Consider the following 25,377-nt stretch of genomic DNA (forward strand, 5'->3'; position numbering starts at 1 on the left):
GGTTCTAATAGCTGAAACGCTTTAAGATTTAATGAGCGCTGCCGCCCGGTCGAGCGCCAACAGTCTGTCGGCAACGTCCTTCCAGTCGAGAACCTTGCTGGCTTCGTCCGCAAACGGTGTGTTCAGAGCCTGACCAACGGCGTCTTTGATCGAGACCGGATCGCCCGGCTTATAGCCATGCCGGTTCGCCTTGTCGCCGACAGCGTATTGCGGACAGACAGCGGGCAGACGAAGAAACTCATATTGCATCAGCTTCAGGCTGGAATCTGCCAGATAATCCGCACCGTCGCGGTCGGCATATGGCGCTACACCGGTGTCGGCGTGCTTGAGAAAGGGAAGCGTGTCCTTGAAAGGCATGCGTCCATACTCGGTCACATTGTCAAAACTCCTGCCAAGTTCAGGCGTTCCGATAAGATGGAAGTGCATGTCTGGAAATGCGGGTGCGGCGATATCGAAAAAAGCCGGGTCAAACAACATGGAGCCGACGGTTGCGATGTTGCCGGATGTCTCATACGGGCTGGGCCCGATGTGATCAAAGTCCGATTTTGAAACACCATGTGGAACGAAGTGGACCGGGCACCCGAAACCTTCAAAATGCGGAGCCATGGCCCGGGCAACAACGACGATGTCAGAGATTGCAGCCCGGTCTCGGTAAAGTTGCTCGGCGATGAACGAATGCGCACTGATCGTTTCCAGCAGATCCGCGACGAAGTAAATGATTTGCGCGTTCGGAGTCGATCGCCGGATGCGGCCGATCAGCGCCGCAGCAATGCCGGATTCCACGACAATCAGGTCGGCTTGCCGGGAGGCCTCATCAAGCGCGTTGCATTTCGAGCCGATCCACCAGCGGAACATCCCGTTGGTCAAGGCAGCGTGGTTTCCAAGCCCCTTGCCAAAGGGGTGCAGCGGCGAGCGCCAGAGATAGCAGCCGATGCCATCGACCTCCTGCCATTTGTTCGACGCGCCAAAGAGGCTTTTGCGATGGTCGTTGCTCAACAGCGAAAGCGGACTGAAACCGACCGAAAAAAACTGGACCGAATGGCCCTGGGCGCGAAACGCATCCGCCAGGAAATGGCGGCCTGCGCGCCAGCCCGTCCTGTAGTCATGACGTGAGACAAGAAGGATTGTCTTACCGTTCACTGCGACCTCCCGTGGGCGTCGTGGTGACCGCGTTAAACTGGAAGTAACCCTCGCGCGCCCCTCCAATGCGGCGCGTCCGCAGTAAGCCAGATCTTAACGGTTTTTCCGCTAGAAACATGCGGTCGTTCTTCCGATGTGAGCGCTTTCGGTGAAACCTTTTCCACTGTTCACGTTGACAATGACTTAAGAAACGAGGCTTCGGGTAGAAAAATGGACAGTATTGCGGCTGGTACGGAAAAGCATGCGACCATTGAACATCGGGTGCGCCGAATTTTCTGGCGGCTGATTTCAATATTTCCAGACAAGATCTACCTTACTCTAAAGTATTTCTCGATCTTCGGCAGATTTCCGAACTGGAAAACACCGACCCGGTTTTCTGAGTATCAACAGATCCGGAAACTGCAGGATCAAAACCCACTCTATGCGACTGTCGTCGACAAGGCCGCGGCGAAGGATTTCATTCGCGAGCGTATAGGTGATGATCACCTGATCCCGACCTACTGGGTTGGGACCGATCTTTCCGAAGTTGATTGGCAGTCAATTCCGCTCCCGGCTGTGGTCAAGCCGACCCACGCCAGCGGCGCCGGTTTCTTCCTTTGGGAAAAGGCGGATATCGACGACCTGATGCGTCAGCGGCCCGAAGCCGAATGGCTCGCTTCTGATCATTCACGTGTCAACAGAGAATGGGCCTATTCGAATGTTCCGCCGCGCATCATTATTGAAAAGCTGATTGGTGAGCGAGACGAAGTCTTGAGCGACTACCGCTTTTACAGCTTCAACGGAAATCTTGTGCATATCGAACTCAGGACGCCGCTTGAAGGCGTCATGCATGAGAGTGTTTATTCGCCGGATTGGAAATTGTTGCCGATCCATATGGATTATTATCCGCTGCTTGAAAAACAACTTCCTCGCCCCGACGGCTATGACAGGATGCTGGACATAGCGCGCGCGCTTGGTCCCGAGCTGGGGTTTGCGAGGATTGATCTCTACAACACCTCGCAGGGAATATTTGTTGGCGAAATCACGCTGTACCCCAGCGGAGGGTTCGAAACGTTTGTCCCGGACAGCTATGACTTCCAGCTTGCGAAATATTGGAAAGAGTTCGTCGTTCAGCAGTGATTTTCTATGTCAAAATATGAATCCAAAGTAATTGTTGATCCCGAAAATTCAGAACTCGGATTTTTGTTTTCTTTACTTTGAAGTTTGTTCGAATTTTAAGGTTCGGCGCGGCATAGTGCCCTGAATGCTTGAGAGTCAAGTGCAACGCCAATGCTTGACCGTTAGTGATGACAGGGAACGACATGCAGGAAATCAAGGCCAACGATCCGGCGCACAGACTGGAATCGAATGTAAGAAGTTATGTTCGCAGTTTTCCGTTTGTTGCCAAAACCGCATCCGGCAGTACGATCACATCCGCAGATGGGGTCGAATACATCGATTTTCTCGCCGGCGCTGGAGCGCTGAATTATGGTCACAACAATCCGGTTATCCAGCAGGCGCTTCTGGACTATGTGTCCGGCGACGGTATCGCCCACAGCCTCGATTTTGCAACGGTCGCAAAGAACGAGTTTATCGAAACCTTCGACAGTGCCGTTCTCCAGCCAAGGGGGATGGACTATCGTTTTCAGTTCTGCGGTCCAACAGGGACGAACGCGGTAGAGGCGGCGATCAAGATCGCACGCAAGGTTACGGGCCGCCGTGACATATTCGGCTTCACCCATGGTTTCCACGGCATGACGACCGGTTCGCTGGAGCTGACAGACAACCCCTACTACAAGGAGGGGCTGCCGGGATTTGACCAGTGCACCCACGGGCCGCTGCCGTTCTGCACGGATGAAAGCACTCTTGAGGCATCGATTTCATCCATCGCCGACACGCTGCAGAGGCGATCGCAAAACGATGACGCTCCGGCTGCGATAATCGTTGAACCCATCCAGGGAGAAGGCGGCATCAACATAGCGCCCATGGGCTGGCTCCGGGCTTTGGACACCCTGTGCAAGCAATTCGGTGTGCTGCTGATCGTTGACGACATCCAGATGGGCTGCGGCCGGACCGGCGACTTTTTCAGCTTCGAGAAAGCCGGTATTGACCCGGATGTTATCGTTCTGTCGAAATCCATCGGCGGCTACGGCCTTCCCATGGCGCTCGTTCTTCTGAAGCCCCAGCACGACGTTTGGAAGCCCGGCCAGCACAACGGCACGTTCCGTGGCAATAATCTTGCCTTTGTCGCTGCGACCAAGGCTCTGGCTCACTTTTGGCAGGACACCGACTTCGCCGATGAGATCAGGGCGAAGGCGGAACATATTGAAGAACGCTTGCAGAGCCTCGCCTCCGACTACTCCGCGCTTGACCTGTTCTACCGCGGCAAGGGGTTTGTATGGGGTCTGGAAAGCCGGCGTGAGCCCGCGATTGCTGGCATGATACAGAAGATGAGTTTTGAACGTGGCCTGATCATCGAAACATGCGGACGCAGCGATCAGGTGTTGAAGTTCCTGGCACCTCTCACCAGTTCCCTGAAGGAAATTGATCGCGGATTCGAGATCCTCACGGACGTCTGCGACATGCTTGACGCGCAATATGCGCTGGATGGTGCAAGAGCGAGAAAAGCTGCGTCCGCCTGACGGCGGCGTGTCTCAAAAGATGCATCATTCTGGCGCAGGTCCACATTGCTGAGCACTTCCTGCAGCGGAAAGATACGGTGCGAGAACCTTCATCTGCGGGCGGTCCTCACCATCAACCGGTTGCAGCGATAGTGGGTAGTTTCCCCACCAGTCCCCTGCCGCCCAGGCCGTCCAGCCGATCCAGGCGTCACTGTTTTCGTTGAGATAGCTCGTCATGTAATCGAGGCCCTCAAGGCAGTCGGCGGAAGCCGTTCCGCCAAACTCCCCGACAAAGCCGGTGAAGCCGTGTGTCTTTAGCCAATCCGCCATTGCCTTCAAAGCCTCGACGGCGTCGTCGGCGCGCGGGCACGTACGGTTCGTGCCCGAATAATCTTCGTCGAGATACTGGTGCACTTCAAAGGTGAAGTTGCCTGCCGGGTCTTCGATATGTTGAAAGAGGTCGGCGTTCGAGCCTCCGTCCTGCGGATCGAACCAGTGTGACGCGCCTGTCCAGATTGTACCGGGCACAAGAACAAGCTGATCCGACCCGGCTTCGCGGATCGCGTTCAGTCCGGCCTGCGCCGCTTCGAACCAGACTTTGGCTGTGATGTCGGCAGGCTCGTTCATCAGGCCAAGCACGATCTTGTCATTGCCGAGGAAATAGGGCGTGAGCCGCCGCCAGAAATCAGCGAGCGCATCCGCAGTGACCTTGCCGGCGCCGATCCTGTCGCCCCGGTATTCCGCATAATTGTGAAGATCCAGGATAACCGTAAGGCCGCGGCTGTTCGCCGCTTGTACCGTGACCTGAAGGCGCGCGAGCTCGGCGGGATCGAAATCGCCGAAAAGCTCCGGCTGAAGGCGTTCCCATCGGAACGGCAGCCGGATTGCCGTCATGTTCTTCTCAAGAGCCCAATCCAGAGTCTCGTCTGACGGATAGGTGTAATCCTGGCCGTAAACCGCGTTCGGGCCACCGAACTCAGCGCCGGCTATGTTGACACCTCGCAGGCAACTTGCTGCATGAACCGGCACGGTGGCAGACGCAACTGCAAGCATCAGGGAGACCGCGGAAGCAATGTGCTTTCCTCGCAATGGTGCGTGTTGATACGTCTGGCGCTGCCAGGGAAAATTGAGTGTATGCACGGATAAGCTAGATCTGTTTTGATGGCCTTCAGATAAAGGTCTTGTTGATGGCCGGGTGATAGTCTCATCCCGAAGCACAGCATTCAACGAGTATCCTCGGATATCCTAAATGGACGCAACCATTCAGTCCGGCAGCCAGGAAGAAGCAAGCTCGCCTTTCGCAACGCGGCGTATCATTCACGTGGTGCGCCAGTTTGCACCGAGCGTCGGAGGGCTGGAGGACGTTGTCAAAAATCTCGCCAATCAGCAACGCAATCGCTTTGAAGACGTAAAGGTCGTGACGCTCGATCGACTGTTTACCGATCCCGGCAAGCATCTTTCCAGCCAGGAAACCATCGACGGGATTGAAGTGCTGCGTATCCCTTATTCAGGAAGTTCACGCTACCCGATTGCACCATCCGTCCTCTCCAGAATTTCAGAAGCCGATCTGGTGCACGTTCATGCGATAGATTTCTTTTTCGATTTCCTCGCGCTGACCAGGCTCATTCATCACCGAAAGCTCGTCGCCACCACCCATGGCGGGTTTTTTCACACACGAAAGTTCGCGCGTATTAAGTCCATCTGGTTCAATACGCTGACACGTTTTTCGGCAAGCCAGTTTGCAGGCCTCGTGTGCTGCAGCGCGAGTGACCTGGATCTCTTTCAAAAGATAGCACCACATAAATCCGTCCTCATTGAAAATGGAGCCGGAATTGAGAAATTCATGGATGCCAGTTCACCGCGACCTTGCAAAAGGCTCCTGACGCTCGGCCGGTTTTCCTCCAACAAACGGCTCGATCGCCTTCTTGACCTGATGAGCGTGCTCACAAAAAAGGATCCCGCGTGGCGTCTGGACATCGCGGGAATGGAATCAGAGTTGACGGCCGATCAGCTGATCGAGGAATCGAGTACGCGCGGTCTTGCCGAACACATTGACGTTCACGTTGGTTTGTCAAATGACGAGCTGCGTAGACTGATCGGACAATGCAGTCTTTTTGTCAGTGCATCGGAGTATGAAGGCTTCGGGTTGGTTCTGATCGAAGCGATGAGCGCAGGCCTCGTGCCCGTCGTTGAGGCAAATGATGCTTTCAGGGCCATCGCCTGGAAACATCCATTGGTGCGCACCGTGGATTATGCGGACACCCGGCGTGCGGCTGACAGCATTCAGGCAAGTTTTGCAGAATTGGAGCGGCACCCGGGATTGCGCTCCGAGGCAATTGGGGCAGCACGTGACTATGGCTGGTCCGCAAAGGCGCAGCAGTACGAGAACCTCTATCGGGATATTCTTTCAACCCGGCCGTAAGCAGGTGATCCTGCAAGTGGGGGCAATAGAACAGATCCTGTGTCCCGTTGGCGCTGGTTGTGAGGGTTTGTCAGCTGCCGCGATCTCATGGCGTCGGCAGCACCCGCTGCAACCCAGAAAAGGGCCGCCATTTTGATTGAATAGAAGGAATTCGAGATCGTCATCAAAAGCGCGATATAGGTCGCCGCCAGCGCCTTGAACTGGATTGCGCGCTGATCTTCATACGGCGCGAATATGTAGCACGTCCACAAGCCCAGCAGTCCGACCACTCCGATCTGCGCGAGCGAATAGGCAAAACCGTTGTCTGCCAGAAATGGTACGTTGGCGGCCACGCCGAACAAGATCTCCGGTGTGACTTCCTGCAGCAGCTGGCTCGCGTGAAGCAGGCGTCCGCCAAGATCGTCCGTCCAGTTGAGTTCGGTATTCCAGCCTCCATAGATGCCGAGCGCGAACAGAATGAGCACCGGCAGGCTCCACCAGGTGATCCTTGGCAGCACAAGCCCGGCAGCGGCGGCCGCTACCAGTGCAATACAGACGAACATGCCAAAACGGGCATCGGGCAAGATCACGGCCGCAAAGGCGGCGAGGAACATCAGGGCGCGATGCTTCATTCCGGACCGGAACAGCGCCCAAAGACACAGGAAAGCACCGAAGTTGCCCATCGTGACCGGCTCCAGGAACACCGATGACGCGCGCACGTCTCCAAGAAAGGCCAGGAAGTTCCGTCCGCCGATACGCGTACTTGAGACGAAAAGGTTGGACCCTTCGACAAAATTGGCGTCGGCGGTCAACGTTCCCCGGGCGACGTAATAGTCGAAAATGCTCACCATCCGCGTGTAAAGATCGAGAAAGAAATACTCGAAAAAGGCGACGGAGAGTACGATCGCTGTCGAGATCCAGACCAGTCTGTCCGCATCCTCGATCCGTTTGAAGCGCTTGCCGATGAAGTAGAAAACGATCGGGATCAGAAAGTCGCGAATGGCCTTGAGATCGAGTTCGGGCCGTAGGGCGAGAACAAGGGCCACATAGCTGAAATAGAGAACCAGAAGCAGGAACAACATGCTGTTCCGGCTGAGGATAATCAGGAACAACGCCGCCGAAAGCAGCCCCATTTCCGATAGGATAACGTAGCTCTCCGAAATGCGAAAAGCATTGGTGTTTGCAAATGCCAGCGCAAAGTTGAACGTGAGCGTCCCGACCACAACGGCATAAACGCACATGAGCCAGAGCCGGTACTGGGCCTGATCGTGGTCCAGAGCGGTTCGAAGCGGTACCTGACGGTCAGACAGCGTTGAGTACGACATTTCCGATGATCCGGTCGCACCAGGGTTCCAGGAAGGCAGCGGCGTGGTCGAACTCGGCCGAGTTGGTGTTCCCAACAGCCGTGATCAGGATGATCCCGTCGCAATGACGCAGGAGAACCGGCAGCATCGGGCTCTCGTCAATATTTCCGGCATCGACCAGGAGGATGTCTTCGTCGGATGAGCCGAGATCACCTCCGGAGGCATATTTCTTGCGCGGATCGATATGCTCAACGCGCAGATAGCTGGCCAGCCCCGTCGAATTTGTCTGCGATACCGAATGCGGCACGTTGCGCGCTGCAGAAAGGCTTGCGGCGATCTGGCCGATGGCTCCGATGCGTCGGTTGTCTGATCGCGGGCGTCTGTTCTCCTGGCTGCTGACAGAGTGTCCAGCAGTCGTGTGCGCGAACAGGATCTCCTCACCCATATCGTAGAGCTCTTCAGCGACACTGCGGACAAAGTTTGAGGTGTCCCCGGTTCCACCAACCGATACGGCGAGCACGTTTGCAGGACGGCTATGGGCGATGGCGTGCCGAAGGGCATAGGCCACGCGAATGCGTGCGATGTCGGCCTTGTTTTCCTGTCGAGATCCGGCCTTCCCGGTAAGGTGCGGCATACCGGACAAAAACCTTCCCTTGTCCGCCGAGCCGCCCAGGTTCGCCAGAATCGGTGCACCGGTCTGCAACACAAGTTGCCGCTCGGAGATCATGGGACCCCTCAAGACGGTCAGCCCGATTGCGCCCGACGCAGCAACGGCGAACCCAAATACCAGGGCCGCGCCAAGAACAATGATTTTCCGCGGACCGTTCGCGTCAGTCGGAATGGTTGCTTCTGAAAGAATTCGCGTTGTGTTCGTGTCAACGTTTGGAAGTTCTTCAAGCTCGCGGGACCGCTTCAGAAAGGCCTCGTAGACTGCGCGGCTCGCGTCGGCTTCGCTCTGCAGCTGCCTGAGTTCGATCAGCGCTTTGCCTTGAACCGAGTTCTGCGACTGGAGGTTCTTTGATTGCAACTCAAGCGCATTCACCGTTGATTGCGCCTGTTCAAACTGGCTGCGAACGGCCCTTTTTATGCGTTGCAGTTCGCTTTGAATTTCGCGTTTGATGTTCGACAACTGCGAACGAAGCTCAAGCAGCGTCGGATGATTTGCGCCGAGCGTTGTCGACGCTTCGGCAACTTGCTGTGTAATGCCGGCATACTGGACGCGCAGCGAATTCAGGACGGCGTTTTCCGTTCCTGCAGGTACAGCTCCGGCTTCGACGTCGGAGAGCGTAAGCGGCGCCATCTGATCGTAAAGTGCCTTGCTGCGCTCAAGATCGACGCGCGCATCCGTGATTTGCGTGTTGAGCGCTTCGATCTGCTGGTCAACGACGGACCCGCCGGATGTGCTGATCAAACCCTGCCGGGCCTTGTAGGCTTCAACGGCAGCTTCTGCCTGTTCCACGCGGGAGCGAAGCTGTTTGGCCTGATTGCCCAGTGTCGTGCCTGCCCTGGCGAGCGCTTCGGTCCGGCTGCTGCGGGTCTGGCGGATATAGGCCGCAGCGGTCTCGTTGGCGATCGCAGCCGCAAGCTCCGGGTCGGGGTGGCTCACCGTGATGGAGAATACGAAGCTCTGATCGAGACGGTAAACACGAACAACGTCCCGCAAGACCTCGAGCGTTGAATTGCGGACCGTCGCGGAGGAGCGGGTGCCTCCCGAAAGGCCGCCTAACAGCATTGCAATGAGTTTTCTCTTCAACCCGGGCTGCTGGAAATTAGGATCGCTGTCGAGTTTGAGGTTGTTTGCGACTTCATTGAGGACGACGGCGGACAGGATGACGAAGGACTGACTGTCAAGATCCATGCCCTGGAATGCCTGACTGCCGCGTCCACCTGCTGGGTCTGAACTGATAATCTGCACGCCTTCGGGCTGAATCAGCAACTCTGCGCTGGTCTGATAGATGGGCGTCTTGAGATAGGCATAAGTGAGCGCGAGAGCCGCGAATACAATCGGGCACAAGATAAGCCAGACGACATGGCGTCGAAGTATCGCCGGTATCTCAGACAGATCAATCATTGCGCCATTGGTCTTCAGTTTGGCCGTCTTTGCTGCACTCTTTTCCTGACCGCCATCTGCCAGACGCTGTTGGCCTGCATCGGGTCACCAGCTTCATTCGTAAACAAACATGATTAACGCATCGCAAATATCCAGGCGGATCCCGGCATGCCGACCATGCGAGTTTTCAGGCAATATTGCGTTGTTTCCAAATTTAGTTTTTCCGGAAACCAAGTATTAATAATAAACACCGCAGTGATGATCGAATTAAGTTATTTTAATTGTATTCAAGCTAGAACAATTCAAGTTTAAACGCAGGCAAGACGAATAAAGTGCAATCTGCTCAATGTGGCGTTCCTTTGATGAATAAGGTGGATCTGAATCTTCCGATCAGGGCCGGCACGACGGTCATCGGACCCTTGTCGATCCTACGGATGAAAAGCGAAGAGGCTGTGCAGCTGGTTCGCTCATCCGTTCAGTTGCGCTATCCGCTCGAGATTGCCATTTGCAATGCGCACACGACGCTGACGGCTCTTGATGATCCGGCATTTGCCAAGACCCTGCAGCAGATGACTTTGTTGAACGACGGTATCGGAATTGATCTCGCGAGCCGCTTTTTGAACGGCAAGGAATTTCCGGACAATCTGAATGGGACTGATTTGATCCCCGACATCCTCGCGAATGTCGGCATTCCGCTCCGGATATTTCTCCTGGGTGCCTCCGAGCATCGCGTAAAGCTTGCAAGTGAACACATCGAAGCCACCTATCCGTTGCATGAAGTTGTCGGATATCGAAATGGCTATTTCGACATGGATCGGAGCGCTACGATTTGTGACGAAATCAACAGAACGCGGCCGGACCTCCTTCTCGTTGGCATGGGCAATCCCCGCCAGGAAAACTTCATCGTTCAGAACCGGCCCCAATTGGACGCAACCGTAGCGATTGGGGTTGGCGCCTTGTTTGATTTCATGTCCGGTTCCGTCATCAGGGCGCCGAAGGCGGTGCAGGCTGTTGGTTTGGAATGGTTGTTCCGTTTGCTGCAGGAACCGCGCCGTCTGTTCCGCCGCTACGTCGTTGGAATTCCGCGGTTTTTTATTGCCCTGATGAAGCTGAAGCGCACCAGGAGCGATCGCTGAAAAAGCGCGTCACGAACCCGCTTGCGACGAAGAAGCCTTAAGTTTTTCAAGCAAATCGCTGACATTGGCCGACGTCTCCGTCTTCGGCAGATCGGGACGATCGATCATGATGACAGGCAGGTGTAATCGGCGGGCTGCCTCAATCTTCGCGTAGGCGCGTTCACCGCCACTGTTCTTTGACACAACGTGCGAAATGCCGTGCGCACGAAACAGAGCCTCTTCCTCGTCAGCCGACTGCGCCGGACGCGCCAGCACCAGATCCCAGTGCGCCGGCAAAGGGTGTTCGGGCGGTTCGATCATACGAGCCAGACCGTAAATGTCGTCACGGCCGTAGAACTTTGAAATCTCCTTGCGGCCAAGGGCAATGAAGACCCGGGACGCGACAGGCAATGCGCGCTCCGCAGCCTCAATGGAAGCGACACGCACCCAATCGTCACCGTCAACGGTATCCCATGCCGGTCGTTCCAGGCGGATCAGCGGCACCTGCAGCGCCGTACAGACCATCGCGGCATGACCGCTGATCTGCGACGCGAACGGATGGGTCGCGTCGACGACGTACGTGACCTTTTCAGATTTCAGAAAATCGGCAAGCCCGTTGGTACCGCCAAAGCCGCCAACCCTTGTGGGAACACCCAGCTCCGGCAAATCCTTGACGACGCCTGCAAAAGAGACCGTCAGCTGAGCGCCTGGAAGCGAGGTCGTCAGTTTTTCCGCGATCAGACGCGCCTCGTATGTCCCCCCGAGAAGAAGGATGTGGTCACTCGTCTCCAAAGCTGCTCTCTCCCAGGATCTTTCCCTGACGATCTGTAATCAGCACCTCCAATGCAACTGGCGCATCCTTGAGGATGTGCCGCACCTGCTTCTTTGTGCGCTTAGCCAGCACAACGCTCAGATCAAGGTTTTCTTCCAGCGACCTGTCGAGCACTTCTTTCGCCGTGTTTGCCTCGACGGCATGCGCGATGAGGGAAGGCGATGCGCCTGTCTCGGCGAGCAGCTCCTGCAGGAAGCTGAAATTCACGGAACTTCGCGCCGAATGCAGGTCAAGCGCGCCCTGTGCGAGTTTTGAAAACTTGGCAAAACCGCCGGCAAGCGTCAGCCGGTCCACAGGATGGTGGCGCAGATACTTGAGCAGGCCACCGGCAAAGTCGCCCATGTCCAGGTAGGCGGTTTCGTCGAGCTCGTAGCGCGCGCGTACCGCATCTTCAGAAGAAGATCCGGTTGCGCCGACAACATGTGTCAGTCCAATGGCGCGTGCGACGTCGACACCCCGGTGAATGGACGCGATCCAGGCCGCGCAGGAAAAAGGACGAACGATGCCTGTTGTTCCCAGAACGGACAAACCGCCGACAATGCCAAGGCGCGGGTTCATGGTCTTGAGCGCCAGCTCCGCTCCGCCCTCAATGGAAACCTCGATTTCGACATCTCCCGAACCGCCATAACGCTCGGCAACCTCCGCGATCGCCTTTCGCATCATGTCTCTGGGAACCGGATTGATCGCGGGTTCACCAGGGGGAATAGGCAATCCGGGACGTGTGACTGTTCCAACGCCGTCGCCTGCTTTGAAACAGACGCCTTCCCCTGGTGCCAGAACACGCACGCGCGACGTGATGAGCGCACCGTGGGTCACGTCGGGATCATCGCCTGCGTCCTTGGTGATCGCGGCATGGGCCATTCCGTTTGAAACGCCGTGGCTGGTCAGCACAAAATCGGCGGTTCCGCCCTTGGGCAGGGAAATTTCCACAGGATCTGGAAACGTACCGGACAAGAGTGCAGCATAGGAAGCCTTGGCCGCCGCTGTCGCACAGGCGCCCGTCGTCCAGCCGCGTCTCAGTTCTTTCCGCTCGTTATCAGACATCGACCCTCTATAGCCGATGTTTGGCTTTGGCGCGCGTGCTTGCACATCAAAGATCCGAAATGTCGCATTCCTGTCGTTTTCCATCGCGGAAGCGCTTGGCGTTCTTGTGATTGCCGGATAAACAGGACTCATGAAAGGCGCTGAACATAAAGATACTTTCCCGCAAGGCCTGCCCGGTTTCGAGGCAGGCTGGGTGTGGCTGGCCGGTGCGGGCCCGGGCGATCCCGGCCTGTTGACACTTCATGCGGTCAACGGCCTGCGCCAGGCGGATGTGGTGGTCTATGACGCGCTTGTCGACAAGAGCATTCTGGACTGGGTCAAACCGGGCGCAATTACAGACTATGCGGGCAAACGCGGCGGAAAGCCCAGCCCGAAACAGCGGGACATCACGCTGAAACTCATCGACTACGCCCGCGCAGGAAAACGTGTCTTGCGTCTGAAGGGAGGCGATCCGTTTGTCTTTGGCCGCGGCGGTGAAGAAGCCCTTGGTCTTGTGGAGGCACGCGTTCCGTTTCGCATCATCCCGGGCGTCACGGCCGGGATAGGCGGGCTTGCTTATGCGGGTATCCCTGCAACACATCGCGACTGCAACCAGGCCGTCACGTTCCTGACCGGCCACGATCAGACCGGATTGGCGCCGGACGCAATCAATTGGGACGGCATCGCAAAGGGGTCGCCTGTCATCGTCATGTACATGGCCATGAAACACCTTGAGACGATAGCCGGCAAACTCATAAGCGGTGGACGGTCGGTGGACGAGCCTGTGGGCATCGTGTGCAACGCTTCCTTAGCCGGGCAAGAAGTTCTCGAGACGACGCTTGGGTGCTGCGCGGCCGATGCCAAGGCGGCGGGGGTCCAGCCGCCGGCGATTGTGTGCGTTGGTGAAGTCGTGCGACTGCGCAATGGTCTCGATTGGCTGGGGGCGATGTCCGGCAAGGTGCTGACGTCCGACCCGTTGGGTCTTCGCGCCGAAAGCCGCACGGCAGATGCCGGATAGAAATAGCAGCTCCGGTGCAGGCGGCATACTGATTGCCGCGCCGTCGTCAGGCGCCGGTAAAACGACACTCACGCTCGCGATGCTGAGAGCCTTCCGGGACACCGGCCGCTCTGTCGTTTCGGCAAAATCTGGCCCCGATTATATCGATCCGAAGTTTCATGAAGCAGCCAGCGGAAAGACTTGCATAAATCTCGATGCCTGGGCGATGGACGCTGGAACCCTGCGGTCGATGGCTGGGGGGCAACTTGCCGAGCGCGAGCTCTTGCTCATCGAGGGCGCGATGGGTCTCTTTGACGGCGCAGCGAGCGGGCGCGGCTCCGCCGCCGATCTTGCTGCCACCCTTGGCCTTCCGGTTGTTCTCGTTGTTGATTGCGCAAAGCAGGCGCAGTCCGTCGCAGCGCTTGTGCACGGCTTCCGGACTTACAGGCAAGACATTTGCATTGCTGGAGTAATCCTGAACCGTGTAGGCAGCGCGCGGCACGAGAAGATGCTGCGCACGGTGCTAAGCACCCAGAACGTTGCGATTTTCGGCTCGATCCCGCGATCCGGCGATCTCAGTCTGCCGGAAAGACATCTTGGCCTTGTGCAGGCAGGCGAGCATGCCGACCTGGAGCTGTTTCTGGCGCGGGCGTCGGAAATCTGCCGGGAAAACGTTGATCTCACTACCATCGAAGCTGCGGCAGCTGCGCTGGCACCGGCAGGTGTCCACTCCGCCAGACTTCCAGCACCCTTGGGTCAACGTATTGCCGTTGCGCGGGACGTCGCTTTCGCCTTTTCGTATCCGCATCTGCTGGATTTCTGGCAAAAACAGGGAGCTGAAATCAGTTTCTTTTCCCCTCTTGCCGATGAAAGCCCCGTCACGGACGCCGACGCCGTTTTTTTGCCCGGCGGGTATCCCGAACTTCATGCGACCAGTCTGGCGGCAGCCGAAAATTTCAAGGCCGGCATGCGTCAGGCGGCTGCGTCAGGCGCGCTGATCTACGGCGAATGCGGTGGCTATATGGTTCTGGGCAAGGGTCTCGTTGATGGTAAAGGAACAGCGCACGAGATGCTGGGACTTTTGCCATTGGAAACGTCGTTCCAGGACCGCAAGCGCCATCTCGGATATCGCAGCATCAACGCACTCGGCGCCTTGCCCTGGACATCGTCCCTGTCGGCGCATGAGTTTCACTACGCGTCTATTCTTTTCGAAGGAAACGCGGAGCGTCTCTTTTCGGTAACCGATGCAGAAGCGAACATGCTGCCGGACATGGGATTGCGGGCTGGAAACGTCATGGGCTCGTTCGCCCATGTGATTGCCGTTCAGGCGTAAACAGTGTGATCCTGCTCAAGCCGCACATTTGAGGCAATTCCGCACAACGCCTCCTCACATTCTGCAAGCTACCCGGTGCTTTCTTGCTGCGTGAAAACGGCAGCAGAGAGAGCCCCATGCATATCCTGATTGTGAACCCGCCGCACACGGCGATCGGCAGCCGCATCCCGGACGATCATCTGCCGCCCTTGGGTCTTTTGTCCATTGCGGGACCTCTGATCGACGACGGCCACCGGGTGGACCTGCTGGATGGCGAGTTCGGGCCGATGACGCCGCTCGAGATTTCAACGTCGGTCATCGCATCCGATTGCGACCTGCTTCTGATCGGCCACTCGGGCTCGACCTCGGCGCATCCGACCGCGGCTGAAATCGCAAGACTGGTCAGGGATACGAAACCTGAGATCCGGATCATTTACGGCGGTGTTTTCCCAACCTATCACTGGCGTGAGGTCTTGCGCGACGCGCCGCAGTTTGACGTCATCGTGCGCGGTGAAGGCGAAGAAACCTGCAGGCAACTCGTCCACGCTATGACTGTCGGAACGCCGCTCGAACGCGTGAACGGCCTGGCCTTCAGACGGCAGGGAAAGATTGTTTCAACATCACCGCAACCGGTAATCCGGGATCTGGATGCCTATCGCATTGCCTGGGAGCTGATCGACTTCAAGAACTACTCCTACTGGGGGCGCAAACGCGCTGTCGTGGTGCAGTTCTCCCGCGGCTGTCCACACCCATGCACCTATTGCGGTCAACGTGGCTTCTGGACAAAGTGGCGGCATCGCAATCCGGAAAAATTCGCCGCCGAAATCGCCTGGCTTCACCGCGTTCACGGGGTCGAGGTGTTCAACTTTGCCGACGAAAATCCAACGTCGTCAAAGAAGATGTGGAAGCGGTTTCTGGAAGCAATCATCGCCGAAGACATCGACGTGACGCTGGTCGGATCGACACGGGCGGACGACATTGTGCGCGATCGCGACCATCTTCATCTTTACCGGCAGGCCGGGGTGGAACGTTTCCTGATGGGCATGGAACACACCGACGAAGACATTCTCAAAAAGGTCAGGAAAGGCGGTTCGACGAGTATCGACCGCCAGGCAATCCAGCTGATGCGCCAGCACGGCATGCTGTCGATGGCAACCTGGGTGGTCGGGTTCGAAGAAGAACGGGACCGCGATTACTGGCGCGTGCTGCGTCTTCTGCTCTCATATGATCCGGATCAGATCCAATCGCTCTATGTGACGCCCCATCGCTGGACGCCGCTCTTTCGCGATATCAGCCACAGGAAGGTTATTCAGCTCGACCAGCGCAAATGGGATTACAAACACCAGGTCCTGGCAACGCGGCACGTGCCGCCATGGCGTGTTTTCTTGTGGGTCAAGGTGATCGAGTTCATCGTCCAGTCCCGGCCGAAAGCCCTACTGCGGCTACTGACCCTTCCGAACGCCAAGCTGCGGCATGCCCAGAAATGGTACTATCAGATGGGCAAACGCGTGTGGTTTCACGAGGTGTTCGGCTTTCTGTTCCGCGATAAGAGGATCAAGAACGGCCCGACGGTTGCCGAGTTCTGGGGCGACAGTCTTGAAAGCGAGAATTCCATGACGGTCGGCGCGGTGCAAAACGAAGTGTCAAAGACGTCCGCCGCACCTGCGTCGTTGCTTCAGGCCACTTCCAGCACCACCAGCTGACATGAGATTTCCTGCTTGGGATAGTAGGGGCTCAAGGTGACGTCGAGCAGTTTGGCCAAGCCTTCGGCTTCCAGCTGTTCGATCTTTTCCTTGAAGCCGCCATCCTCAAACGCATCTTCGAGCACCGTCAGAACGATAGGTGCACCCGGCTTGGCAATGCGGACAAGCTCATCAAGACCGTGTGGACCCACATGGCCCTTTGAGAAGACACCCACACAGACGATGCCTTCATAAACATCGTCTTCATGCTCCCTCAAGGGCTCGAACAGGTCTGCTTCATTCAGCTTTCTGTAGGCACCTTTTTTCCGCGAATGCTCAAGCATGACCGGCGTGAGGTCGATGCCGTCGATCGTGAGGTCAAATTTCCGCTTGATCAGCTCGATGCCGACGAGACCGGTTCCGCATCCGGCATCCAGGATCAGCGCCGTATCGGAGACATGTTTGCACAGCGCTTCTGCGGCAATTTCCGCGCCTGCATAGCCGATTGCAAGAAGGAGATCGGTGTCGTAGGTGTCTGCCCACTCTGTGTAGAAATCCTTGATCGCCTGAACATCGGTTCCAAGCGAATAGGCTTCCTTCAGGATCACGTATTCGGTCTCGATCATGATTGCCTCGCTCGGATAGGGTTCGCATCTCAGGCCGATTGCGTAACCGATTTGCGGAACAAAATGAAGCAGACGACGGCAAGGACAAACAGAAGAACAGCCGTCGTAGCAAAGACAAGTGCGTAATCCTTGTGAAAGGCGAACAGCGTACCGGAAACCGCAAGCCCGACAGTGCCTCCGATCATTTGCGACGTCATGGAAATGCCGCCGCCCTGACCGTGTTTGTGTTCGGGAAGCGAGGCCATGATGGCAGTTTGCGTGGGAACGAAGACAAAGGGCATCGCGAGGCCTGTAATGATAATCCCGATAGCGAACAGCCACGTGGTATCGAGTGGTGCCGTGATCGCCATCAGCGCCATGGCAATGCCAAGACCGACCATGCCGCCCGTTACCAGAAGACCCGGCTCATGGCTGTCGGTGAGCTTGCCGCAATAGGGGGCGATAAAGGGCTGTGTAATGGCTGCGAGCATGACCAGCAGACCGGCGCCAAGCGGTGACAGTCCAAGCACTTCCTGGGCGTACATGGCCGCGAAGATGAAGATCGGCATCTTGGTATACTGCGCCATGAAGATGGTCAGGTTGGACGCAAGGAAAGCTGGATTGACGAAAAGGTCGACTTCGATCAACGGTGCGGCGACGCGCAACTCGTACCAGACGAACACCAGCAGCAGCACAATCCCTGCCGCAAAGAGGCCGTAAACGAGCGGAGACGCCCATCCCCAGACTTCCGACTGCATCAGGGAAAAAATGGTGCAGAACATGCCGGACGCGATCAGGGCGAGACCGGTCCAGTCAATCGGAGGCGCCTTGGGCCGGTCGACATCGCGCCACGTCAGAAATGCGATCAGACCGATCACGACCACGATCGGAGGGTTGATCCAGAAGATCCAGCGCCACGACAGGAGATCGGTCAAGAGACCTCCAACAAGCGGGCCAAGCGACAGGAAGATTGTTCCAATGGCACCGCCGATCCCAAGTGCAAATCCGCGTTGCTCTTTCGCAAACGTCATCGTTGTCATCGCGACGAAGAGCGGGAAGATGATTGCAGCGCCGATACCCTGTATTGCGCGCGCCGCGATCAGAACGTCTCCGGATGGTGAAAAGCCGCCGATGACCGAACACAGGCCGAAAACCAGAAGACCTATCAGGAACATCGGCAGCATGCCGAACTGGTCGCCCAGTTTACCGCCAACAGCGACAAAGCAGGCAAAGACCAGCAGATAGGAATTCACCACCCAATGGGACTGGTTGACGCTGAGACCGAGCTCATCCTCGATGGTTGGAAGAGCGACCCCGACGACCGTCTCGTCAAGGAGCACCAGTCCGAGTACGCAGCTCACGGCAACCAGCAGCCACCACTTGCGATTGTCTTCCGTAATCACAGCCATGACGCACCCCTCGACCGGCAGGCGAAGGATCAGCACTCCGCCACCGGCGAAAGGGTAAGCTCAGAACTGTGCCAGACACAAGCAGAGGTTCAGGAGGCCTTCGATTTCTTCTTGGGCCGCAGGACGTGAACGTGGTCCGCGTCGTAGAGCGCGCTATCGCGGAAGTCTTCCCCCGGCTTGAGAGCGTGACCGACGAAGATCAGTGCGGTCCGGGTGATCTTGGAGGCGCGCACCTTTTTGGCGATGGTCGAAAGCGTGCCGTGGATAAAGGTCTCGTCCGGCCAGCCGACGCGGTAGGCGACGATGACCGGGCAATCCGAACCGTAGTGAGGGGCGAGCTGACGCTCGATTTCGCGCAGGTTCCGGATCGAAAGGTGAATGGCGAGCGTCGCGCCGCTCTTGCCAAGCGTGTCGAGATCCTCGTTGTTCGGCATTGCGGATGACTGCATGGCCGTGCGGGTTACGATGACTGTCTGGGCCACCTCGGGGATCGTCAGCTCAGTTTTGAGCGCAGCGGCTGCAGCTGCGAACGCCGGCACGCCTGGCGTGACGTCATAGTCGATCCCGAGCGCTTCCAGCCGGCGCATCTGTTCCGCCGTTGCGCCGTAGATCGACGGGTCGCCCGAATGAACCCGCGCGACATTCAGACCCTTGTCGTGGGCGTCCTGTATCTCGGCGATGATGTCATCAAGCGTCATGGGCGCCGTATCGATAACGCGCGCGCCTTCCGGTGCGGCGGCGACAATCTGTTCCGGCACAAGGGACCCGGCATAAAGGCAAACGGGAGAGGACTGGATCAGCCGCAATCCACGAACTGTGATCAGGTCGGGATCGCCGGGCCCTGCACCAATGAAATGAACGGTCATTGATTTTCGTCAGCCTCTTCGGGTTCAGGTAATTCTTCAGTATTGGTGGGCTTCGGCGCATCGATGCGTTTGGCATAGCCACGCGGCGTATAGACAAAAATGCTGCCGTCGCCCTTCATGATCGCGCGCGTGTTTGAAGACCCCACGAGGACGGTCGTTAGCATGTCGACCTCATCGACCGTCAGCGCTTCGAGCGTTGTTACCCGCAGGGTTTCTTCCGGCCGTCCGAGGTTCACGCCCAGAACAACCGGTGTTGTCGGCGGTCTGTGCTCCAGGAGGATGTCACGCGCAGCGGCCAGTTGTGTGCGGCGGCGCTTTGAAACGGGATTGTAAAAGGCGATGACAAAGTCGCCCTCGGCTGCGGCCTTCAGCCTTGCTTCGATCGCTTCCCAGGGTGTCAGCAGGTCGGAGAGTGAAATTGCGCAAAAGTCATGTCCGAGCGGCGCGCCGATCCGTGCGGAGCACGCCTGCAGCGCTGAAATGCCCGGTGCGTTGGTGACGCTGACGCGCTTTGCCGCATCTGATACGCCGCCGAATTCCTCGTTCCGGTGAAGCAGTTCATAGACCAGCGCACCCATCGCGTAGATCCCGGCGTCGCCGGATGAAATCAGGGCGACATTCTTGCCCTTGCCGGCTTCTTCAAGCGCAAACCGCACGCGGTCTTCCTCTGCGCCGAGAGGAAAGTTGTGATGCTTTTTGCCGGTGATGTGCTGTTCGACGATGTCGAGATAAAGCGAGTAACCGACAACGTCGCTCGCTTCGGACAAAAGCTTGGTTGCCTCGGGCGTACGCCAGTCATCCTTGCCCGGGCCGATACCGATCACCGACAGGTGCCCGCGGGCTCGGCCAACGTTTTCCGGGTCGATCGGCTGCGGCGCGCGCGCGATGGCACAGGTCGCGTTCTCGGTTTTCTGTTTCTCGACAACAAGCGATCCGAACGACCCCGACGCGGCCAACGACGCGCCTTCCGAGACGCCGTGACAACCGACCTCCTTGAAGACAACATTCGAAGGGTTCTTGAGCCTTGGCGTCTCGCGTTGCAGTTCAACGGCGGAGTAAACGCGAAGTGGAACGCCGAGATGAGCCGCAAGCTCGCCAACGGCTGTTTCGTCTGCCTTCAGGTCGATCGTTGCGACGCAGGCAACGGCGCCTTTGGCAATTCCCGCTTCGGAGAGCTGGGTTTCAACGAGATCAATCAGCTCGCGCGGCTCGCAGTAGCGGGCGCAACCGACACCGACTGCGTATTTTCTGGGATGATAGACAAGCCTGGTCGGCCCGCCCTCAACGGGTTTTTCGGTCGCGGTGAGTGATATGGCGGCATCGTCGGATTGATTAAGGTTCGCCTGCGCAAGCCACTCAGCGTGTCCCTCGATCTTGACCGTTGCGCCGGACAGGAGCTCCGCCATGACGGGCTTTGCATCTTCCGGATTGGCCAGATGCCAGCCCTTGGGCGGTACATCCAGCGCTAACCCGAGTTTCGTATCTCCCGCCGTGGTGATCGCGGCGTGGCCACGCAGGGACTTCGCCAGAATTCTGGCAAGTTCATTTGCGCCGCGATGCCCACCCAGGAGCGGTACGATGCTTGAGCCGTCCTCGGACACGGCGATGACCGGGGGTTCTGTGCGCTTGTCTTCAAGGATCGGCGCGAGTGCGCGGATCAGGATGCCGCTAGCGCAAAAGCCGACGATCGGATGCCCGGCCTTGAAGAGCAGCTGCAGGTGCTCGATGGTTTCGTTGAATTGCGTGTCCGCCGTCGGCACGCGCCCTGCCAGGCCGTGGATACGCGCGGTCGAAAAACGTTTGGCGACATCTTCCGCCGTGTCGAGGCCGGCCTGGTTCAGGACGAAAAGGATGGGGGAAGCGTCCACGCTTCGTCTCCCTTGTAGATAAGGATCATGGAAAAGTAGGGCGCTGCATCCGCGTCAAGGTCAACAAGTCTGTGAACTTTTTGCTCAGCCAGGCTGGCGCGCTCCACATATCCGGCTTTGTCGAGCAGACCCATGCGTGCCAGCAAGGCCTTGAGACGCGCCAAATGCCGCCCGACTTTCATGATTGCAACGGCTTGCGCGTTTGCGACCTTGCGTTCGATTTCAGCATCGGGAAGGGGCCCGGGAATGACGGTCAGGACATCGTTTCTGGACGTCAGCGGCCGTTGCAACTGTGCGGCACAGGCCGTAAGCGACGTGACACCGGGCACGATCTCAATCGAGAAATGCTCGGACAAACGCTCAAAGAGATACATGAACGAGCCGTAGAAGAAGGGATCACCTTCACACAGGGTCACCACGTCTTCGCCGGAGGACAGCACTGCAGCAATCTCTTCGGCTGCCTTGTCGTAAATCTCTTTTGCCGGAAATCTTTCGACCCGCATGGGAACGATGATCGGAATTTCTCGTGCTTCTGCTGGAATGATCCCCGACGCGATAGAGCGGGCGAAACTCTCGCCGCTATCGGGAGCCGGGTATGCAACAACCTTCGCCGAGTAAATCAGCCGGTGCGCTTTCAGGGTCATCAGCTCCGGATCGCCGGGGCCGAGACCGATGCCATAGAGCTTGCCGGTCATGATTTTGTCAGGCTCCACTGCGTGACAGGCATGAGCGGACGCCAACCTGTAAGCCCGCCGACGGCGCTGGCACGGTGCACCGAGAGTTTTTTCAAACTGCCCCCGTGTTGCTGATAACTGGCAAGCAAGATGGCCTCACTCTCAAGCGTCACGGCATTGGCGACAAGCCGGCCACCTGAGGCAAGTGCTGCCAACGCCTTGTCGACAACGCCAGGTGTCGTCAATCCGCCACCAATGAAGATGGCATCGGGTACCGGCAAGTCCTCTAGACCCTCCGGCGCAGTCGCATCGCGCAATTCCAGGTGCGGAACGCCGAGGGCGACAGCGTTTTCTGCTGCCATCTTGCGGCGATCTGCCACCGGTTCAAGCCCGATTGCCTGTGTCCTGTCGGCAGAACGTAACCATTCGATGGCGACAGACCCGCATCCGGTACCGATGTCCCAAAGGAGAGCGCCCGGATAGGGTTTCAACTCAGCAAGTGTTATCGCGCGTATGTCCTGTTTGGTCATTTTGCCGTCGTGCCGGAAGGCATCGTCAGACAGGCCCGGTACGCGGGAGCGAAAGCGGGTTGCAGGATCTGCGACGACTTCCAGTGCCAGCGTATGGAACGCCGCCACGTCGGCCGACCAGTTTTCCGCCGTCCCGCTCACGGCGCGCTCTTTTTCGCCGCCAAGATGTTCAAGCGCGGTCATTCTGGTTCGCCCGAACCCTTCATCGGCCAGAAGATCCGCCACCATGCGCGGTGTCTGCGCTCCGCTTGTCAGAACCAGGAGCCGTGCGCCTGGATAGAGCGCGCACCGAAGCAAATCGACCGGACGGCCGTGGACCGACAGGCACTCGCAATCCTGGACCGGCCAGCCCATACGGCTCGCGGCGAGCTGAAAGGCAGACAGTGCCGGAAGAACGGTCATGTCGGCGTCATTGAAGCGCCTTGCGAGCGACGATCCCATGCCGAACCACATCGGGTCGCCGGTGGCGATGACCGCGACGCGCCGGTCTTTCAACTGCGCCAGTTCGTCGAAGACTGTGTCAAAGGGTGACGGCCATGTCCGCTTTTCAGCCCGGATTTCGCCGGCCAGAGCCAGATGCCGCTGGCCGCCATAGACCACGTCCGCATTCGCGAGTGCGTCCCGGCCTCCTGATGCAAGACCGCCATCTTCGCCAATACCGATCAGCGTCATCCAGGGAGATTTCATTCTTCCTCCAGCCGATACGGTTTGACGGTAGCTTTCGAAGACAGGTCCTTTGGCTTTCCATCGCTTTGCAAGGAGATCTGCCGCATGCCACGGGATTTTTGTGCCGGGCCGTCTTTGGAAACCCCTTCACTGTCAGCATCAGAAACTGGAGCACCGGGATGAGACAAGAACCCGCGTGAACGCAGGGGTTTGCCCGCACCATGCGACCTCAGTTTCTTGCGATCTTCATAATCCGTCATGTCACGCTTCCTCCGGCAGGCCAGCGGCAAGTGCATTTACAGCCGCTGCAGCCATCGCCGAACCGCCTCTGCGTCCCTTAAGGGCAAGAAACGGAAGATCGAACGGGTTCGAGATCAGAGCATCCTTGGATTCGGCAGCTCCAACGAATCCGACCGGAAACCCAAGCACAAGTGCGGGCCTTGGACCGCCGTTTGCGATGGTTTCCAGTAGACGGAAAAGTGTCGTCGGAGCGTTTCCAACTGCGACGATCGCCCCCTTGAGACGGTCGTGCCACAAGTCGACTGCCGCTGCGGATCGCGTTGTCTTCAGACGTTTGGAAAGATCCGGGACACCAGCATCATTCAGGGTACAGATGACATCGCATCCCGACGGCAGGCGCGAACGAATGATGCCGTGAACGACCATCTCCACATCGCACAGGATCGGGGCGCGATTTGCGAACGCAGTCCTGGCCGCTTCGCTTGCATTGCCGGACCAGGCCAGATCTTGAGGCAGGTCCGTCATGCCGCAGGCATGGATGAGACGAATTGCGACCGGCCGCAGGTCTTCCGGCAGGTGCGTAAGATCAGCTTCCGCGCGCACGGTCGAAAAGGACTGCCGGTAGATTTCAGCCGGATCCTTTTCATAACTGTAAGACGGTGTGGAAGGCCGTGTCACCTGCGTCTTATCCGTCTCGGTTCAGCGACTTCGGACCATGCGGATGATCGGCATGCGGATAGGGGTGATGATGATGGTCATGCCCGTGGTCATGATCATGACTATGCCCATGCCCATGCCCGTGCGAATGAGAATGCCCGTGATCGTGATCGTGATCGTGATGGTGGTGGTGATGTCCCGCCGCCCGCACCTGTTTCTCGCAAGCGCCGGTGCAGATTTCGTCGCACAGCTGGCACTCGGCCTCCTCACCCAGCCCTTCCACATGATGGTGGTGGCTTTCCTGCGCGAGCCCGACTTCGGCTTCGAACCCGAGCACCTGTTCGCGGTACTTGCACATCTGGCAGTTCATCAGGTTGGCACCCTGAAGAATTTCCTGGACCCGGTCGGCCATCGTATCGATCACCTGGGGATGATCGTTGAGGTATCCGGCCTTCAGGAACTCAATATCCGGGTGATTGGCCGCGACCTCGTCTGTCGTGTTGTAGATCCGCTGCACCAATACGCCGGTGAAAAGGAAATAAGGGAAGACGATGACGCGCTTGTAGCCAAGCCTGGCGGCGTGCTCCAGGCCTGGGCCGACCAACGGAAAGGTGACGCCGGAGTAGCAGGTCTCGGCCCATCCGAAACCGAAGCCTTCCCAAAGAAGTCGCGTGATCTTGGTGACATTCGAATTGGCGTCGGGATCGGAAGCGCCCCGGCCGACCACCATCAGCAATGTCTCGTGCAGCGGGACGTCACTCTCGGCCTCGTCAATCGCCGTTTGAATACGCGCGGCGGCTGCCTTCACCATCCGTGTATCGACGGCCAGCTCGCGCCCGTAGGAGATTTTCATCTCCGGATGCATGGCCTGATAAGTGTTCAGGACCGATGGAATGTCATTCTTGGCATGGCCGGCGGCGAACAGCATTCCGGGGACTGCCAGCACGTGCGTACAGCCCTTTTCGCGCAGCTTGTTCAGGCCGTCATGAATGACCGGATTGGCAAACTCAAGATATCCGTATTCGACCGGCCAGTCCGGAAACCGTGCCGTCAGGCCTTTGGCCAGCTGAGCAAATTGTTTGACAGCGCCCTTGTTGCGGCTGCCATGGCCGCAGATCATCAGACCGAGTTTCTCACTCATTGGGCAGCCTCTCCGGCAGTCTCATCGTCCTGGCTTTCCGTTTCCGGAGCGCCATCGGCGTCCTTCTTCTTTCTGTCCTTCAGCGCAACCACGCCAGCAACGAGAGCGGCTCCGGCAAGAGCGGCAACACCGATCCAGTGGGCGTGGCCGGCTAGTTCGCCCAGATGACCGGCATGGGCAAAGGCGGTTGTCGGTGCGAGGCACGCAACACCAAGGGTAAGCGAAAGCCGGCGGATCATGTTTCTCTCCCAATGACAGGCGCCCG

The 25,377-nt window shown here is 57.9% G+C and carries 23 protein-coding genes; 7 read left to right on the top strand and 16 right to left on the bottom strand.

Translation table 11 applies throughout. The features are described 5' to 3' along the window. Nucleotides 1-21 precede the first annotated feature (21 nt). Entirely contained in the window at nt 22-1,140 is a 1,119-nt protein-coding gene (locus ABVF61_RS14560) for a GumK N-terminal domain-containing glycosyltransferase (RefSeq protein ID WP_353994268.1), read from the bottom strand. A 210-nt stretch (nt 1,141-1,350) separates the two neighbouring features. Between ABVF61_RS14560 and ABVF61_RS14565 the strand changes: the two genes are divergently transcribed. Continuing rightward, complete coding sequence (locus ABVF61_RS14565) at nt 1,351-2,259, top strand: ATP-grasp fold amidoligase family protein (protein WP_353994269.1); 909 nt, start codon at nt 1,351-1,353, stop codon at nt 2,257-2,259. Between the two features lie 167 nt (nt 2,260-2,426). After that, the gene (locus tag ABVF61_RS14570; RefSeq protein WP_353994270.1) at nt 2,427-3,761 is read left to right on the top strand and encodes an aspartate aminotransferase family protein; all 1,335 of its coding nucleotides are present in this window, start codon (nt 2,427-2,429) and stop codon (nt 3,759-3,761) included. Nucleotides 3,762-3,785: 24 nt separating this feature from the next. Here ABVF61_RS14570 and ABVF61_RS14575 read toward each other — a convergent pair whose 3' ends face one another. Next, on the bottom strand, nt 3,786-4,793 hold the full coding sequence (locus tag ABVF61_RS14575) for a glycoside hydrolase family 5 protein (RefSeq protein ID WP_353994271.1): 1,008 nt from the start codon (nt 4,791-4,793) through the stop codon (nt 3,786-3,788). 196 nt (nt 4,794-4,989) lie between these two features. On the opposite strand from ABVF61_RS14575, the gene ABVF61_RS14580 reads away from it, so the two are divergent. Beyond that, nucleotides 4,990-6,162 (top strand): glycosyltransferase family 4 protein, encoded by a 1,173-nt coding sequence (locus tag ABVF61_RS14580; protein WP_353994272.1) that lies wholly within the window; start codon nt 4,990-4,992, stop codon nt 6,160-6,162. On the opposite strand, the gene ABVF61_RS14585 is transcribed toward ABVF61_RS14580, so the two are convergent. Further along, entirely contained in the window at nt 6,132-7,466 is a 1,335-nt protein-coding gene (locus ABVF61_RS14585; RefSeq protein ID WP_353994273.1) for a UDP-phosphate alpha N-acetylglucosaminyltransferase, read from the bottom strand. The two genes, ABVF61_RS14580 and ABVF61_RS14585, sit on opposite strands and share 31 nt — an antisense overlap. Next, on the bottom strand, nt 7,444-9,516 hold the full coding sequence (locus ABVF61_RS14590; protein WP_353994274.1) for a GumC family protein: 2,073 nt from the start codon (nt 9,514-9,516) through the stop codon (nt 7,444-7,446). The genes ABVF61_RS14585 and ABVF61_RS14590 overlap by 23 nt, the downstream gene beginning before the upstream one ends. A 350-nt stretch (nt 9,517-9,866) precedes the next feature. Here ABVF61_RS14590 and ABVF61_RS14595 point away from each other — a divergent pair, with 350 nt between their 5' ends. Beyond that, nucleotides 9,867-10,631, top strand: coding sequence for a WecB/TagA/CpsF family glycosyltransferase (locus ABVF61_RS14595; protein ID WP_353994275.1), 765 nt, complete (start codon nt 9,867-9,869; stop codon nt 10,629-10,631). Between the two features lie 9 nt (nt 10,632-10,640). Here the strand turns inward: ABVF61_RS14595 and ABVF61_RS14600 are convergent, their stop codons facing one another. Both ABVF61_RS14600 and ABVF61_RS14605 read right to left on the bottom strand, forming a co-directional pair. Further along, a complete protein-coding gene (locus ABVF61_RS14600; RefSeq protein WP_353994276.1) occupies nt 10,641-11,402 on the bottom strand; it encodes a cobalt-precorrin-6A reductase in 762 nt (253 codons plus the stop codon). Further along, nucleotides 11,389-12,486 carry a cobalt-precorrin-5B (C(1))-methyltransferase gene (locus ABVF61_RS14605; RefSeq protein WP_353994277.1) on the bottom strand — a complete coding sequence of 366 codons (1,098 nt, stop codon included), beginning with the start codon at nt 12,484-12,486 and terminating at the stop codon, nt 11,389-11,391. The genes ABVF61_RS14600 and ABVF61_RS14605 overlap by 14 nt, the downstream gene beginning before the upstream one ends. Nucleotides 12,487-12,616: 130 nt before the next feature. On the opposite strand from ABVF61_RS14605, the gene cobA reads away from it, so the two are divergent. The 3 genes from cobA to bchE all read left to right on the top strand — a co-directional run bounded on the left by cobA (nt 12,617) and on the right by bchE (nt 16,477). Continuing rightward, on the top strand, nt 12,617-13,483 hold the full coding sequence (cobA, locus tag ABVF61_RS14610; protein WP_353994278.1) for a uroporphyrinogen-III C-methyltransferase: 867 nt from the start codon (nt 12,617-12,619) through the stop codon (nt 13,481-13,483). Further along, nucleotides 13,473-14,795 carry a cobyrinic acid a,c-diamide synthase CobB gene (locus ABVF61_RS14615; protein ID WP_353994279.1) on the top strand — a complete coding sequence of 441 codons (1,323 nt, stop codon included), beginning with the start codon at nt 13,473-13,475 and terminating at the stop codon, nt 14,793-14,795. Before cobA ends, ABVF61_RS14615 begins: the two co-directional genes overlap by 11 nt. Before the next feature lie 116 nt (nt 14,796-14,911). Then, complete coding sequence (gene bchE, locus ABVF61_RS14620; protein ID WP_353994280.1) at nt 14,912-16,477, top strand: magnesium-protoporphyrin IX monomethyl ester anaerobic oxidative cyclase; 1,566 nt, start codon at nt 14,912-14,914, stop codon at nt 16,475-16,477. Here bchE and ABVF61_RS14625 read toward each other — a convergent pair. The 10 genes from ABVF61_RS14625 to ABVF61_RS14670 form a co-directional block, all read right to left on the bottom strand. Beyond that, nucleotides 16,450-17,082, bottom strand: a complete 633-nt coding sequence (locus ABVF61_RS14625; protein WP_353994281.1) for a class I SAM-dependent DNA methyltransferase — start codon at nt 17,080-17,082, stop codon at nt 16,450-16,452. The genes bchE and ABVF61_RS14625 overlap by 28 nt on opposite strands. A 29-nt stretch (nt 17,083-17,111) precedes the next feature. Then, on the bottom strand, nt 17,112-18,470 hold the full coding sequence (locus tag ABVF61_RS14630) for an MFS transporter (RefSeq protein ID WP_353994282.1): 1,359 nt from the start codon (nt 18,468-18,470) through the stop codon (nt 17,112-17,114). An 89-nt stretch (nt 18,471-18,559) separates the two neighbouring features. After that, nucleotides 18,560-19,336 (bottom strand): precorrin-4 C(11)-methyltransferase, encoded by a 777-nt coding sequence (gene cobM, locus ABVF61_RS14635; RefSeq protein WP_353994283.1) that lies wholly within the window; start codon nt 19,334-19,336, stop codon nt 18,560-18,562. After that, nucleotides 19,333-21,204, bottom strand: a complete 1,872-nt coding sequence (gene cobJ, locus ABVF61_RS14640; protein WP_353994284.1) for a precorrin-3B C(17)-methyltransferase — start codon at nt 21,202-21,204, stop codon at nt 19,333-19,335. Before cobJ ends, cobM begins: the two co-directional genes overlap by 4 nt. Continuing rightward, nucleotides 21,174-21,899, bottom strand: coding sequence for a precorrin-2 C(20)-methyltransferase (gene cobI, locus ABVF61_RS14645; RefSeq protein ID WP_353994285.1), 726 nt, complete (start codon nt 21,897-21,899; stop codon nt 21,174-21,176). The genes cobJ and cobI overlap by 31 nt, the downstream gene beginning before the upstream one ends. Next, nucleotides 21,896-23,095 (bottom strand): precorrin-6y C5,15-methyltransferase (decarboxylating) subunit CbiE, encoded by a 1,200-nt coding sequence (cbiE, locus tag ABVF61_RS14650; protein ID WP_353994286.1) that lies wholly within the window; start codon nt 23,093-23,095, stop codon nt 21,896-21,898. Before cbiE ends, cobI begins: the two co-directional genes overlap by 4 nt. Beyond that, nucleotides 23,092-23,334, bottom strand: coding sequence for a hypothetical protein (locus ABVF61_RS14655; RefSeq protein ID WP_353994287.1), 243 nt, complete (start codon nt 23,332-23,334; stop codon nt 23,092-23,094). Before ABVF61_RS14655 ends, cbiE begins: the two co-directional genes overlap by 4 nt. 1 nt (nt 23,335) lies before the next feature. Further along, entirely contained in the window at nt 23,336-23,992 is a 657-nt protein-coding gene (locus ABVF61_RS14660; protein ID WP_353994288.1) for a precorrin-8X methylmutase, read from the bottom strand. A 7-nt stretch (nt 23,993-23,999) separates the two neighbouring features. Next, nucleotides 24,000-25,112 carry a sirohydrochlorin chelatase gene (locus tag ABVF61_RS14665; RefSeq protein WP_353994289.1) on the bottom strand — a complete coding sequence of 371 codons (1,113 nt, stop codon included), beginning with the start codon at nt 25,110-25,112 and terminating at the stop codon, nt 24,000-24,002. Next, nucleotides 25,109-25,351, bottom strand: a complete 243-nt coding sequence (locus ABVF61_RS14670) for a DUF6732 family protein (RefSeq protein ID WP_353994290.1) — start codon at nt 25,349-25,351, stop codon at nt 25,109-25,111. Before ABVF61_RS14670 ends, ABVF61_RS14665 begins: the two co-directional genes overlap by 4 nt. Nucleotides 25,352-25,377: the final 26 nt, after the last annotated feature.

It is taken from the genome of Roseibium sp. HPY-6, assembly GCF_040530035.1.
In the GTDB taxonomy this organism is placed as follows: domain Bacteria; phylum Pseudomonadota; class Alphaproteobacteria; order Rhizobiales; family Stappiaceae; genus Roseibium.

What these genes read in the sequence shown, in the direction of transcription:
- ABVF61_RS14625 (WP_353994281.1), bottom strand. Translation starts at nt 17,082, where the DNA reads ATGATCGAGACCGAATACGTGATCCTGAAGGAAGCCTATTCGCTTGGA.
- ABVF61_RS14670 (WP_353994290.1), bottom strand. Translation starts at nt 25,351, where the DNA reads ATGATCCGCCGGCTTTCGCTTACCCTTGGTGTTGCGTGCCTCGCACCG.
- ABVF61_RS14570 (WP_353994270.1), top strand. Translation starts at nt 2,427, where the DNA reads ATGACAGGGAACGACATGCAGGAAATCAAGGCCAACGATCCGGCGCAC.
- ABVF61_RS14590 (WP_353994274.1), bottom strand. Translation starts at nt 9,516, where the DNA reads ATGATTGATCTGTCTGAGATACCGGCGATACTTCGACGCCATGTCGTC.
- ABVF61_RS14605 (WP_353994277.1), bottom strand. Translation starts at nt 12,486, where the DNA reads ATGTCTGATAACGAGCGGAAAGAACTGAGACGCGGCTGGACGACGGGC.
- cobM (WP_353994283.1), bottom strand. Translation starts at nt 19,336, where the DNA reads ATGACCGTTCATTTCATTGGTGCAGGGCCCGGCGATCCCGACCTGATC.
- cobA (WP_353994278.1), top strand. Translation starts at nt 12,617, where the DNA reads ATGAAAGGCGCTGAACATAAAGATACTTTCCCGCAAGGCCTGCCCGGT.
- ABVF61_RS14630 (WP_353994282.1), bottom strand. Translation starts at nt 18,470, where the DNA reads ATGGCTGTGATTACGGAAGACAATCGCAAGTGGTGGCTGCTGGTTGCC.
- bchE (WP_353994280.1), top strand. Translation starts at nt 14,912, where the DNA reads ATGCATATCCTGATTGTGAACCCGCCGCACACGGCGATCGGCAGCCGC.
- ABVF61_RS14615 (WP_353994279.1), top strand. Translation starts at nt 13,473, where the DNA reads ATGCCGGATAGAAATAGCAGCTCCGGTGCAGGCGGCATACTGATTGCC.
- ABVF61_RS14565 (WP_353994269.1), top strand. Translation starts at nt 1,351, where the DNA reads ATGGACAGTATTGCGGCTGGTACGGAAAAGCATGCGACCATTGAACAT.
- ABVF61_RS14655 (WP_353994287.1), bottom strand. Translation starts at nt 23,334, where the DNA reads ATGACGGATTATGAAGATCGCAAGAAACTGAGGTCGCATGGTGCGGGC.
- ABVF61_RS14665 (WP_353994289.1), bottom strand. Translation starts at nt 25,112, where the DNA reads ATGAGTGAGAAACTCGGTCTGATGATCTGCGGCCATGGCAGCCGCAAC.
- ABVF61_RS14585 (WP_353994273.1), bottom strand. Translation starts at nt 7,466, where the DNA reads ATGTCGTACTCAACGCTGTCTGACCGTCAGGTACCGCTTCGAACCGCT.
- ABVF61_RS14575 (WP_353994271.1), bottom strand. Translation starts at nt 4,793, where the DNA reads ATGCTTGCAGTTGCGTCTGCCACCGTGCCGGTTCATGCAGCAAGTTGC.
- cbiE (WP_353994286.1), bottom strand. Translation starts at nt 23,095, where the DNA reads ATGAAATCTCCCTGGATGACGCTGATCGGTATTGGCGAAGATGGCGGT.
- cobI (WP_353994285.1), bottom strand. Translation starts at nt 21,899, where the DNA reads ATGACCGGCAAGCTCTATGGCATCGGTCTCGGCCCCGGCGATCCGGAG.
- ABVF61_RS14580 (WP_353994272.1), top strand. Translation starts at nt 4,990, where the DNA reads ATGGACGCAACCATTCAGTCCGGCAGCCAGGAAGAAGCAAGCTCGCCT.